The sequence below is a fragment of the Burkholderia sp. 9775_39 genome (genome assembly GCF_015712225.1).
Classification (GTDB): Bacteria; Pseudomonadota; Gammaproteobacteria; order Burkholderiales; family Burkholderiaceae; genus Burkholderia; species Burkholderia cenocepacia.
The window spans coordinates 515607-528254 of the sequence record NZ_JACCQC010000002.1 but is presented as its reverse complement, the minus strand read 5'-3'; the positions used below and the strand labels follow the sequence as shown (position 1 = coordinate 528254).

General features: G+C 70.9%; 11 protein-coding genes. 8 read left to right on the top strand and 3 right to left on the bottom strand.

Going from position 1 to position 12648, the window contains the following annotated elements; all coding sequences use genetic code 11:
• Positions 1 to 69: 69 nt before the first annotated feature.
• On the bottom strand, positions 70 to 1038 hold the full coding sequence (locus H0X90_RS05190; RefSeq protein WP_077189667.1) for an AraC family transcriptional regulator: 969 nt from the start codon (positions 1036 to 1038) through the stop codon (positions 70 to 72).
• Positions 1039 to 1187: 149 nt separating this feature from the next.
• Here H0X90_RS05190 and H0X90_RS05185 point away from each other — a divergent pair, with 149 nt between their 5' ends.
• Both H0X90_RS05185 and H0X90_RS05180 read left to right on the top strand, forming a co-directional pair.
• The gene (locus H0X90_RS05185; protein ID WP_062885648.1) at positions 1188 to 2294 is read left to right on the top strand and encodes an NAD/NADP-dependent octopine/nopaline dehydrogenase family protein; all 1107 of its coding nucleotides are present in this window, start codon (positions 1188 to 1190) and stop codon (positions 2292 to 2294) included.
• Positions 2291 to 3301 carry a 3-hydroxybutyryl-CoA dehydrogenase gene (locus tag H0X90_RS05180; protein WP_006495630.1) on the top strand — a complete coding sequence of 337 codons (1011 nt, stop codon included), beginning with the start codon at positions 2291 to 2293 and terminating at the stop codon, positions 3299 to 3301. Before H0X90_RS05185 ends, H0X90_RS05180 begins: the two co-directional genes overlap by 4 nt.
• An 11-nt stretch (positions 3302 to 3312) precedes the next feature.
• Here the strand turns inward: H0X90_RS05180 and H0X90_RS05175 are convergent, their stop codons facing one another.
• Positions 3313 to 4653, bottom strand: coding sequence for an MFS transporter (locus H0X90_RS05175; protein ID WP_077189669.1), 1341 nt, complete (start codon positions 4651 to 4653; stop codon positions 3313 to 3315).
• A gap of 117 nt (positions 4654 to 4770) precedes the next feature.
• Complete coding sequence (locus H0X90_RS05170) at positions 4771 to 5688, bottom strand: LysR family transcriptional regulator (protein ID WP_060267654.1); 918 nt, start codon at positions 5686 to 5688, stop codon at positions 4771 to 4773.
• Between the two features lie 101 nt (positions 5689 to 5789).
• Between H0X90_RS05170 and H0X90_RS05165 the strand changes: the two genes are divergently transcribed.
• From H0X90_RS05165 to H0X90_RS05140, 6 genes are all read left to right on the top strand, one after another.
• Positions 5790 to 7343 carry an AMP-binding protein gene (locus H0X90_RS05165; protein WP_006483606.1) on the top strand — a complete coding sequence of 518 codons (1554 nt, stop codon included), beginning with the start codon at positions 5790 to 5792 and terminating at the stop codon, positions 7341 to 7343.
• Positions 7344 to 7354: 11 nt separating this feature from the next.
• Positions 7355 to 8542, top strand: a complete 1188-nt coding sequence (locus H0X90_RS05160) for an acyl-CoA dehydrogenase family protein (protein ID WP_006483605.1) — start codon at positions 7355 to 7357, stop codon at positions 8540 to 8542.
• On the top strand, positions 8539 to 9681 hold the full coding sequence (locus tag H0X90_RS05155) for a CaiB/BaiF CoA-transferase family protein (protein WP_077189670.1): 1143 nt from the start codon (positions 8539 to 8541) through the stop codon (positions 9679 to 9681). Before H0X90_RS05160 ends, H0X90_RS05155 begins: the two co-directional genes overlap by 4 nt.
• A 43-nt stretch (positions 9682 to 9724) precedes the next feature.
• Entirely contained in the window at positions 9725 to 11023 is a 1299-nt protein-coding gene (locus H0X90_RS05150) for an MFS transporter (RefSeq protein ID WP_006493195.1), read from the top strand.
• A gap of 108 nt (positions 11024 to 11131) precedes the next feature.
• Positions 11132 to 12190 (top strand): porin, encoded by a 1059-nt coding sequence (locus H0X90_RS05145; RefSeq protein ID WP_034202728.1) that lies wholly within the window; start codon positions 11132 to 11134, stop codon positions 12188 to 12190.
• Positions 12191 to 12229: 39 nt separating this feature from the next.
• Positions 12230 to 12631, top strand: a complete 402-nt coding sequence (locus H0X90_RS05140; RefSeq protein WP_077189671.1) for a BON domain-containing protein — start codon at positions 12230 to 12232, stop codon at positions 12629 to 12631.
• Positions 12632 to 12648: the final 17 nt, after the last annotated feature.

Below are 12648 nucleotides of genomic sequence, written 5' to 3'. Positions count from 1 at the left end.
CCGTCACCGCGAGGCAGACACGATGACGCTCTCCGCTCCCGGCCGCGGGGCGGCCGGGAGCGGAGAGCGTCATCGTGTCTGCCTCGCGGTGACGGAAGGCGCGTGGCCGTAACGCCGTGCATACGCCTTCGCGAAATGGCCGAAGCCATGGATGCCGTGCGCGATCAGCACGTCGGTCACGCTGCGCGCGTCGCCGCGTTGCAGTGCCGCATGCACGGCGGCGAGCCGACGCTCGCGCACGTACGCGGCCGGCGTGGTGTGCAGGAACGCGCGGAACGCATGCTGCAGCGTGCGCGGCGCGACGCCCGCGACGGCCGCCAGCGCGGCGAGCGCGAGCGGTTCGCCGAGATGCGCATCGACGTGATCGCACGCGCGGCGCACGTGCGCGGGCAGCGGCGGCGTGCCGCGCAGCAGCGCGTCGCTGTACGCGTGCGGCAGGTGTGTGAGCAGCAGCGACATCAGCCACGCGGTGAGGTCGGCGCCGAACACCGGCGAGGCCGTGCCGACGCCCGGCTGCGCGCCGAGCCGGCACAGGTACTCGAAGGTCGGCAGCACGAGCGCGGCGCCTGTGCCGCCGGCCGCGAGGTCGAATTGCAGCGGCCGCGTGAGCGTCGCCTGCAGCATGTCCTGCAGCTTGCATTCGAGCGCGCCGCGTTCGAGCCGCAGCACGAGGTTGCGGCAATCGGGGCTCGTGCGCAGGCGGCTCGCGAGCGCGGGCGACGACACGGTCAGCTCGCCGGGCCCGGCGCGTGCGACGACGCTGCCGGCCTGCAGCTCGCATGCGCCCGCGAGCGTCAGCCGGAACAGGAAGTGATCGGCATCGTCGCCGAAATCGATGCGTGTCTCGCGGCCGTAGCAGAGTTCGAGCAGCGCGCCGTGATGCAGCGGCACCTCGTACAGCTCCGCGTGAAACGGATCGCGGCCGGACGCGGCCATCCGGTGCGGCCCGAGCCGGTGCGCGACCGCGCGTTCGACTTCGTCGGGCGCCTGCAGCGTGCCGAGCCGGTTCGGCGCATGGCGGGAAAGGGCGATGTCCATGCCTAGACCTCGTGGCGGATACGGGAGCGCCGCGGCCTGCGCATCGCCGCGATTGCGTTGCGCGAACGGGCGCGTCGTTGCGCGTTTTGAAGCGACGCGGCGCGGGCGGCCGCGTAGTCTCGGACATACTCGATCACCGGGAGAAAACGATGAAGGTATGTGTTCTGGGCGGCGGCCACGGTTGCCATGCGGCGGCCATCGACCTGCTCGAAAAAGGCCACGACGTGACGTGGTGGCGGCGTGATCGCGAGCCGCATGCGCGGCTGCGCGAGCTTGGCGTGCTGAACGTCGCCGACTATCGCGGCAAGCGTTCGGTGCCGCTCGGCGATGCGCCGGGCGCGATCCGCCTGACCGACGATCTCGCCGCCGCGCTGCGCGGCGCGCAACTCGTCGTGGTGCCGCTGCCGGCCACGTCGCACGACGCGCTCGCCGCGCAGGTCGCGCCGCTGCTGGAGGATGGCCAGGTCGTGTTCCTGCCGCCCGGCACGTTCGGCAGTGCCGTGTTCGCCCGCGCGGCGGCCGATGCCGGCAACCGTTCGCGTGTCGCGTTCGCCGAAACGGGCACGCTGCCGTACCTGGTGCGCAAGCACGGCGACAACGACGTCGTGATCAGCGCATACGCGACACGCCTGCCGACCGGCGTGTGGCCGGCGAATGCGGCGGGCTGGGCGTTCGACGTGCTGCGCGCCGGCTATCCGTCGGTCGAGCCGGTCGAGGATGCGTTGTCCGGCGCGCTGATGAACGCGGGCCCGGTGATCCATCCGCCGCTGATCCTGATGAACGCCGGCCCGCTCGAACACTTCGACGCGTGGGACATCCACAACGAAGGCACGCAGCCGTCGATCCGCCGCGTGACGAACGCGCTCGACGCCGAGCGCATCGCGGTGCGCGAAGCGCTCGGCTACCGCGCGCCGCATTTCCCGCTCGCCGATCACTACGCGACCGACGGCGACGAGTGGATGTACGGGCGCGGCGCGCACGGCAAGCTGACCGATAGCGGCGACTGGCGCGAGAAGATCGATCTGCGCGCGCATCGCTACATGCTCGAGGACACCCGGCTCGGGCTGTCGTTCATCGTGTCGTGCGGGCGTTGGGCCGGCGTGCCGACGCCCGTCGCGCAAGGGCTGCTGAGCATCGCGAGTGCGGTCGCGGTGCGCGACCTGTATGGGGAAGGCCGCACGCTGGAGCGGCTCGGGCTCGCGGCGCTGTCGAAGGACGCGCTGCGCGCGCTGCTCGACGCGGGGTATTCGGCATGAAGGCGGCCGCCGATGTGACACGCATTCACGTGCTCGGCGCGGGACGCATGGGGCAGGGCATCGCGCTCGTGTTCGCGTTCGCGGGCCTCGACGTGACGCTGATCGACTTCAAGCCGCGCGACGTGCACGCGTGGCGCGCATTCGAGGGCCGCACGCGCGACGAGATCGTGCGGCCGCTGCACGCGCAGGTCGCGCTCGGCCGCATCGACGCCGCGCAGGCCGATGCCGTCGTCGCGCGCATCGCGCTCGTGGCGCGGGACGGCGGGGCCGACGCGGTACGCGATGCCGACATCGTGTTCGAGGCGCTGCCCGAAGTGCTCGATGCAAAGGCCGACGCGCTGTGCTGGCTCGGCGAGCACGTCGATGCGCACGCAACGATCGCGTCGACCACGTCGACGTTCGTCGTCACCGAATTGCAGCGCCACGTCACGCACCCGGCGCGGATGCTGAACGCGCACTGGCTGAACCCGGCGCTGCTGATGCCGCTCGTCGAGGTCAGCCGCAGCGAGGCGACCGATCAGGCCGTCGTCGACGGGCTCGCGGCGCTGCTCGAACGCGTGGGCAAGAAGCCGGTGATCTGCGGGCCGGCGCCCGGCTATATCGTGCCGCGCATCCAGGCGCTCGCGATGAACGAGGCCGCGCGGATGGTCGAGGAAGGCGTGGCCAGCGCCGAGGACATCGACACTGCGATCCGCACCGGCTTCGGCCCGCGTTTCGCGGTGCTCGGGCTGCTCGAATTCATCGACTGGGGCGGTTGCGACATCCTGTACTACGCGTCGACGTACCTGGCCGGCGAAATCGGCCCGCGCTTCGCGCCGGCCGCGAGCGTCGTGCGCAACATGGAAGCCGGCCGCGACGGCGTGCGCACGGGCGCCGGCTTTCACGACTATGCGGCGGTCGACGTGCCCGCGTACATGCGGCAGCGGCTCGGCGAATTCGCGCGGCTGCTCGACCATCTCGGTCTGGCGCCGGCGTTCGACCGCGCGCGGCGCGACGCCGGGCGCTGAGCGGCGCGCGATCATGCCGGGTCGCCGCGCGAACCGGCGGCGGGCGTGGTGCGCGTCTCGCGCATCACGCACAGCGTCGCGACGGTCACGAGGCCGAGCGCGATGAGGAACAGCGACACCGGCCACGACGCGTGATAGCGCGCGAGCAGCGCGGTCGCGATCAGCGGCGACATCCCGCCCGCGAAGATCGACGCCAATTCGTGACCGAGCGCGACGCCCGAGTAGCGCACTTCGGTGCTGAACAGCTCGCCGACGAGCGCGGGCAGCGTGCCGATCATCGCGCCGTGGCTCACCGCCGTGCCGACCGTCAGCGCGAGCCACACGAGCGGCGTCACGCGCGTGTCGAGCAGCCAGAAGAACGGAAACGCGCACGCGACGAGGCTCAGCGCGCCGATCAGGTACACGGGCTTGCGGCCGATCCGGTCGGACAACCGGCCCCAGGCGAGCATCGCGCCCATTTCGACGATCATCGCGATCATCACGCCGGTCAGCATCGTGCCATTCGGAATCCCGAGGTATTTTCCGTAGACGAGCGAGAACGCGAGGAAGATGTACGCGCCGCCGTTCTCGGCCACGCGCAGCCCCATCGCGAGCAGGATTTCCTTCGGATGGCGGCGGATGCACTCGACGATCGGCAAGTGCGTGTGCGCGCCGCGTTTGCCGGCCTGTTCGAAGTCGCGGCTTTCCGGCAGATGGCGGCGGATATAGATGCCGATCGCGAAAATGACGATGCTCGCGAGGAACGGCAGCCGCCAGCCCCACGCGCGGAACAGGTCGTCCGGCAGCGCCTGCGCGGCGAGGAACGCGATCGACGACAGCACGAAGCCGCCGCCCACGCCGAGCTGGCTCCACGCCGCGTAGTAGCCGCGCTGCCCGGGCGGCGCGTTCTCGCTGATCATCAGCACGCCGCCGCCCCATTCGCCGCCGGACGCGATGCCCTGCAGCAGGCGCAGCACGACCAGCGCGGCCGGTGCCCACAGGCCGATCTGCGCATAGGTCGGCAGCAGGCCGATCGCGAAGGTCGATGCGCCCATGATCAGCAGCGTCCAGACGAGCGACGCCTTGCGCCCGTAGCGATCGCCGACGTGGCCGAATACGATCCCGCCGAGCGGTCGCGCGACGAAGCCGAGCGCGAACGCCGCGAACGCGGCGAGGCTGCCCGCGAGCGGGGAGGCGCCGGGGGGGAAGAACACGTGACCGAACACCAGCGCCGCGGCCGTGCCGTACACGAAGAAGTCGTACCACTCCATCGCGTTGCCGGCGACGGAGGCGATGACGATCCGGCGCAGTTGCCGGTCGGCGAGCGGCGCGGCAGCGGCGCCCGGGGATTGCACGGTGTCGGTCGGGTACATGGCGGACTCTGAAGGGGGAGGCAGGCGCGTGCCGTCTTCGCGATGCATGCGGCACTGCGGGCTAGTGTTGTCGGCCCGCCGCTTCCCGGTCAAATCCGCAGAAAAAGGGGAGTGTCATCACTCCCGCAAATGATGGTCGGCGCGCGCTGCGGCGCTTTCCCGCAGCAGCGCGATCATCCGTTGCGCGAGCGGCGGCACGTACGCGCCCGCGCGGTGCATCGCGCCGATGCGGCGGTCCAGTTCGAGTTCGCCGGCTCGCAGGTCGAGCGTGCGCAGCCCGGTCACCTGGGCGAGCGCGTCGGCGCCGCCGACGCACAGCAGCGACGTGCCGCGCAGCAACTGCAGCAGCGACGTGTTGCCGAAATCGGTCTCGACGCGCAGGCGCGGCGCCGGCAGCCCGCGCGCGCGGAATGCGTCGTCGATCCGGTGCCGCACCGGGATCGTCGTCTCCGGCAGCAGCCATTCCTGGTCGGCGAGGTCCGCGAGCGTGAGCGCGCGCTTGCGCTGCAGCGGGTGGGCGGCATCGGCGAGCACCGTGAGCCGGTCGTCGAACAGCGCGATGGTGTCGAGCGCGGGGTCCGGCTGCTGCGGCTCGGGCGCCACCACCAGGTCGAGCTCGCCGGCCGCGAGCAGGTCGAGCAGCTCGCGTGCGAGCCGGCAGCGCAGCCGCAGCCGCGCGGCCGGCCGCTCGCGAATCAGTTGCCGGCACGCGCCGAGCACGAACGCGTTGGGCACGGTCGGCGAGTAGCCGACCCGCACGACGCCCTGTTCGCCGCCGCGGATCGCGCGCATCTCCTGCATTGCATCGTCGAATTCGAGCGCGATCCGCTGCGCGCGGGCGACGAAACGCGCGCCGGCCGGCGTCGGCGTCATCCCGTTCGCGGTGCGCTCGAACAGCGTCACGCCGACCTGCGCCTCCAGCCGCTGCACGGCCTTGGTCAGCGCGGGCTGCGACAGCCCCAGCGCGTCGGCCGCCTTGCCGATGCTGCCGTGCCGCTCCACGGCCAGCAGGTACTCCAGATCGCGGGTATCCATCAGAGGATTCCTGTCGGTTATGACTTTATATCCGGTAATGCATTGTGGTGATGCCTCGGCATCTTACAGACTGGCGGCACTGTTCGACCAGGAGAATCGTCTTGAGCTTCGCCTATTTCCTGCGGCGCGCGGCCCGCTACTGGGGCAGCCAGCCCGCCGTGGTCCACCGCGACCGCGCCGTCACGTACCGTCAGCTCGACGAACGTTCGACACGCCTCGCGAACGCGCTGCGCGGCCTCGGCTTCGCGCGCGGCGAGCGTATCGCCGTGCAGGCGCGCAACTGCATCGAGCTCGTCGAGATCGAGTGCGCGCTGTACAAGGCGGGTCTCGTGAAAGCCGCGCTGAACCCGCGCTTCACGGCGGCCGAGGCCGCCGACGTCGTCGGCAACTGCACGCCCGTCGCGTTCATCGGCGGGCGCGGCTATACGGACTACACGCCCGATTCGCCGGGCTTCGGGTCGGTCGAGCGGTTCGTGTCGCTCGACGGCGCGGTCTCCGGCTACCTCGACTACGAAACGCTGCTCGCGAAGGGAAGCGATACGGCGCCCGACTACGTACCGGCGGCCGACGATCTCGCGGTGCTGCACTTCTCGTCCGGCTCGACCGGGCGCATCAAGGCGGCGATGCAGAGCTACGGCAACCGGCTCGCGTCGCTGCGCAAGATCGTGCTCGGGATGGACCGTCCCGCGCAGCCCGGCGACCGGCTCGCGCTGATCGGGCCGATCACGCACGCGTCGGGGATGCTGATGCAGCCCTACCTGTTCTGCGGCGCGACGCTGGTGCTGTTCGACGCGTTCGAGCCCGCGCAATTCCTCGCCGAAGTCGCGCGCCAGCGCATCACGCACACGTTCATGGTACCGGCGATGGTCAACATGCTGCTCAACACGCCGGCGCTCGCGCAGGCCGACCTGCGCAGCCTGAAGGTGCTCGGCTACGGCGCCGCGCCGATGGCGCCCGCGCGGATCGAGGAAGCATGGGCGCGCATCGGCCCGGTGCTGTCGCAAGGCTACGGCGCGAGCGAATCGACGTCGGGCGTCACGCGGCTGGGGATCGCCGATCACGCGCATGCGCTGCTGCACGACCGCGAGCGGCTCGCGTCGTGCGGCCGGCCGCTCGGCGAAACGGAAGTGCGGGTGGTCGATGCGGACGGGCGCGAAGTCGAGGGCGATGCGATCGGCGAGCTGGTGATTCGCGGCGCGGACGTGTTCCAGGGCTACTGGAATGCGCCGGAGCTGACGCGCGAGGTGCTGATCGACGGCTGGCTGCACACCGGCGACCTCGCCCGCACCGATCGAGAAGGCTTCATCTACCTGGTCGACCGCAAGCACGACATGATCATTTCGGGCGGCTTCAACGTGTATCCGACCGAAGTCGAAGCGGCGCTGTACCGGCACGAAAGCGTGCTCGAGGCCTGCGTCGTCGGCGTGCCAGACGACAAGTGGGGCGAGGCCGTGAAGGCCGTCGTCGTGCTGCGTGCCGGCCATGCCGCGCAGGCGGCCGACCTCGTCGCGCACTGCCGCGCGCAGCTCGCCGACTACAAGGCGCCGCGCTCCGTCGATTTCGTCGCGGAGCTGCCGAAGAACGCGAGCGGCAAGATCGCCCGCAAGCTCGTGCGCGAGCCGTACTGGCGCGGCGTCACGCGTCGCGTCAACTGAAGGAGCCCGCCATGTTCGATCATCTGCAACGCCCCGAATTCGTCGCGCTGCGCGCGGCCGTGCTGCGCTTCGTCGACGACGAGCTGCGCCCGATCGAGCGCGAGCTCGGGCTCGACTCGGAAGACGTGTGGCCGCGCGACGTGCTGCGCCGCGTGTGGCAACGCTCGGCCGCGCTCGGCTTCTATACCGCGAGCCTGCCCGTCGAGATCGGCGGCCAGGGGCTGTCGATCGCCGAGGTGTGCGCGCTCAAGGCCGACCTGGCCGCCTGCGGCGCGGCGCTCGCGCCGCACGTGCTCGGCGAACTCGGCGGGCCGCCGCGCATCGGCAACATGCTGAAGTACGCGACCACCGCGCAACTCGACCGCTATTTCCGGCCGGTGATGCGCGGCGAGAAATCGACGTGCTTCGCGCTGACCGAGCCGCACTCGGGTTCGGATGCGATGAGCATCCGCACGACGGCGGTCGAGGACGGTGATGCACTCGTCATCAACGGCACGAAGCACTACATCAGCGGCGCGCCGTTCGCCGATTTCGCGATCGTGATGTGCGTGACCGATGCAACCGCGACGCCGCCGCAGATCACGGCCGTGCTGGTCGATCTCGACCTGCCGGGCGTGAGCGTTCAGCATGAGTACGTGCCGATGTCGGGCCAGCACATCGACGCGGACATCCGCTTCGTCGACGTGCGCGTGCCGCGCGAGAACGTGTTCGGCGGGGTCGGCAACGGCTTCCGGCTCGGCATGTCGCGCATCAACGTGAACCGGCTGCTGCATTGCCCGACGATGCTGGGCCTCGCGATGTCCGCGTATCGCGCGTCGCTCGACCATGCGCGCACGCGCCGGCAGTTCGGCGGCCCGATCGCGCGCTTCCAGGCGATCCAGCACATGCTCGCCGACATGGCGGCCGCGCTGTGGGCGTGCGAAAGCATGATCGCGCACACGGCGGCCCTCGCCGATGCGGGCGCCGACCTGCGGATGACGGCGTCCGCGTGCAAGCTGTACGTGTCGGAGCGGTGCTTCGAGGTCGCGGACAAGGCCGTGCAGATTCACGGCAACGTCGGTGTGACGCGCGGCCATCCGGTCGAGCAGACGTTCCGCAAGCTGCGGATGTTCCGCATCCTGACCGGCACGAGCGAGATCCAGCGCAACGCGATCGCGAAGGCGATTCTCGACCCGGCCGGCGCGGGGCGCGACGCATGACGACCCGCGGCACGCGCGGCGCGTGGCCGGCCGGCGACGATCACGCGCCCGCATGGTCGTGCCTGCGCGGCGTGCGGATCGTCGATGCCGGCCAGTTGCTGCCCGGCCCGCATGCGTGCGCGCTGCTGCGCCAGCTCGGCGCCGACGTGATCAAGGTCGAGCCGCCGGGCGGCGACGCGTTGCGGCAGTTTGGCGCCGACACGTTCGCGCAGTTCAACCGCGGCAAGCGCTCGCTCGTCCTCGACCTGAAGACGCCGGACGGGCGCTCGCGCTTTCTCGATCTGGTGCGCGACGCGGATGCGGTGGTCGAAGGCAACCGGCCCGGCGTGATGGCGCGGCTCGGGCTCGATTACGCGACGTTGGCCCGCGCGAACCCGCGCATCGTGCTGTGCTCGATCACCGGCTACGGGCAGGACGGTCCGTATGCGAACCGGCCCGGCCACGACCTGAATTTTCTCGCCGATGCCGGCTACTGGTCGGTGCCCGCGCAACTGCACGACACCGTTGCGCGGCCGCGCGTGCGGCTCGCCGATCATGCGGCCGCGATGCATGCGGCGCTCGCGCTGGCCGTCGCGGTGATGAGCGCGCGATCGAACGGGCTCGGCCAGCACCTCGACGTGTCGATTCACGATGCGATGTTCGCGTGGACCGCTCCGGCCGCCTGGGCGCTGCGCACGGGCCGCGATACGCCGGATGCCGCCCGCTGGGTGATGCCCGACAACGACCTGTTCGAAACCGCCGACGGGCGGCACATCGCGCTCGCGACGTTCGAGGACAAGTTCTGGGCCGCGTTCGCCGACGCGCTCGGCGATGCATGCCCGGCGCTGCGGGAGCCGCGCTACGCACGGCGTGCGGGCCGGCAGCAGCACCGGCACGCGCTCGGCGCGCAGTTGCGCGCGCTGTTCGCGACGCGTACGCAGGACGACTGGATGCGCGTGCTCGGCGCGCTCGGGCTGCCGGTGTCGCGCGTGCCCGATGCCGGCGAGCTGTTCGACGATCCGCAGGTGCGGGCTCGCGGCGTCGCGCGCGAAGTGGCGGCCGACCGCACGCTCGCGGTGCGCTTCCCGGTGAAATTCTCGCTCGGGCTGCCGGACGGCGACGACCGTGTGGCGGCGCCTGGCGAGCACGGCGGCGGGTAGCGCGACGCCCCGACCGCCCACGATAACGAAACAGGAGACAGCCATGACGAATGGTGCGCAGTACCGCCCCGGACGGGCGTGGTCCATCGCGACGATGCTCGCGCTGATGATGCTGGTGAATTTTCTCGACAAGGTCGTGCTCGGCCTCGTGTCGGTGCCGATGATGCGCGACCTGCATCTGAGCCCGACGCAGTTCGGCGTGATCGGCGGCAGCCTCAACTGGCTGTTCGCGGTCGCGGCGGTTGCGGGCGGCATCGCCGCGAACCGCTGGCCCGCGAAATGGCTGCTGTTCGCGATGGCCGCCGCGTGGGCGCTGCTGCAATTGCCGATGCTGGTGGCCGGCTCGATCTGGGTCGTCATCGCGTGCCGCGTGCTGCTCGGCATCGGCGAAGGCCCCGCGTCGCCGGTTGCGACGCACGCGATCTACAAGTGGTTTCCCGATACGCGGCGCAACCTGCCCGTCGCGCTGCTGCACCAGGGCAGCGCGCTCGGCCTGCTGATCGCGGGGTTGTCGATTCCGGTCATCACGACGCACTGGGGCTGGCGCGCGAACTTCGCGGTGCTCGCGCTGCTCGGGGCCGTGTGGTGCATCGCGTGGGCGGTGCTCGGCGAGGAGGGCACGCTGGCGCGGGCGCCGCGCGCGGCGGGCGGCGACCGCGTGCCGTACGGCCGGCTGCTGACCGACCGCACGGTGCTCGGCAACTTCCTCGGCCACTTCGCGGCGAACTGGATTCTCGCGATGACGCTCACGTGGATGCCCACCTACCTGCAGCTCGGGCTCGGCTTCGGGCCGCACGAGGCCGGCCGCATGTTCGCGCTGTTCGTCGCGGTCACGTCGCCGCTCAGCCTCGCGCTCGCATGGCTGTCACAGACCCTGCTCGCGCGCGGCATGCCGTCGCGCCACGGCCGCGGCACCTTCATCGCGATCACGCTGGCGGTCGCCGGCGCGATGCTGGCGATGCTGCCGGTGCCGGACGTCCCGCGCGCGGCCAAGCTCGTGCTGCTGACGCTCGGCAGCGGTCTCACCTTGACCATGTACTCGATCGGCCCCGCGATGCTCGCCGAAGTGACGCCGGACGCGCAGCGCGGCGGCGTGCTCGCGCTCAGCAACGGTTTCGCGTCGCTCGCGGGCCTGGGCGCGCCGGTCGTCACCGGGATGCTGATCGAGGGCGCCGGCGCGTCGGTCGCACACGGCTTCGAACAGGCCAGCCTCGTGTGCGGGGTCGTGCTGATCGCGTGCGGCGTGCTCGGCGCCTGGTGCCTCGATCCGCAGCGCTCGCTGCGGCGTCTCTCGGGCGAAGCGGCGCGCGCCGATTCGCCGGTCGGCGCGTGCGGCCGCTAGCGCCGCGCATCGCATCGGTTTCGGCGTGCGGCCGGCTTGCCGGTCGGCGCGCCTTTCGACGGCAGGCAGTACCACGATACGCCGCGCAACGACGCGGCAGGAGGAGACATGAAGAAGATGATCGCGGCGACGCTGGTCGGCGCGCTGTGTGCAAGCGCGCACGCGCAGTCGAGCGTGACGCTGTTCGGCCGGATCGGCGGCGGCGTGCGGTGGGTCAACGGGCTGCCGGGCGGCAGCCAGGTCGGCTTCAACAACAACATCATCGCGGGAAACGAGTTCGGCATCCGCGGCCGGGAGGATCTCGGCAACGGGCTCAAGGCGCTGTTCGTGCTCGACGGCGCGTTCAACAGCGGCAACGGCGCGCTCAAGACGTCGGGCACGCTGTTTTCGCAGGCGGCGTATGTCGGCCTCGCCGGCGATTTCGGCCGCCTGACGCTCGGCCGCCAGTTCAACGTCGCGGAGGATCTCGGCATCGCGCTCGATCCGCTCGGCGGGCGCGGCCAGTCGCTCGCGGTCGAGCCGGGCGTGCTGTTCGACGGCAACTTCTTCACGCTCGATTCGCGTTTCAACAACACGATCAAGTATCTCGGGCAGGTGGGCGGGCTGCGCTTCGGCGCGAACTATTCGCCGGGCGGCGTCGCCGGCCGCTCGCATGCGGGCACCAGCTATTCGACGGCCGCGATGTATACGTATTCGGACCTGATGGGCGGCGTGTCGTACGCGAAGACGTACAGCCCCGACGGCTCGCAATCCGCGCAGACGATCCAGGCGGGCGGCACGCTGCAACTCGGCCGCGCGCGCTTCTATCTGAGCTATGCGTCGCTGAACGTGCGCGCGAACAAGGCCGGCGCGCCGTCGCGACGCGACGATATCCCGTCGTTCGGCGTCGTCGTTCAGCCGCTGCCGTCGGTGCAGTTGAGCGCGGCCGCGTTCTACGATCGCGCGCGCAATCTCGGCAACGTATCGGGCGCGGACGGCCACAAGCTGACGACCTACGCGATCGCCGAGTATTTCCTGTCGAAGCGCACCGAGCTGTATGTCGAAGTCGACCGCAACGGGATGACGGGCGCGTACATGCGCGATCCGGCGACGATCGCGGCGCTGAACCTGCGGCGCGGCGCGAGCGCGACGACCGGCGTGTCGATCGGGCTGATGACGCAGTTCTGAAGTCTTCCCTTCAACGATTTTCAGGAGCGTGATCCGATCATGCGTACTTCATCCAGATTTACCATGGGGCTGCTGGTGGCAGCGTGCTGGACCTTGGCCGCCCATGCGCAACCCGATGCCGCGAGCGCGGCGATTCCAGCGTCATCGACTGCGATCGCACCGGAATCCGCGCAAGCGCAAGCACCAGCGTCGGCCGGCGTGCCGCCCGCGCAGCGCAAGGCGGCCGACCGCAAGCTGAAGCGCCGCGTCAGCACCGCGCTCGCTCGCACGAAAAACCTGAACGCGACACGCATCCTCGTGCGGGTGCGCGACGGCGGCGTGACGCTCGCCGGCTCGGTCACCGATACGACCCAGGTGAATCTCGCGGCGGTGGTCGCGCGGCGGGTCGACGGCGTGACGTCGGTATCGAACCAGTTGCGCATCGATGGCCAGCAGCCGTGATGTTGCGCGTATCGCGC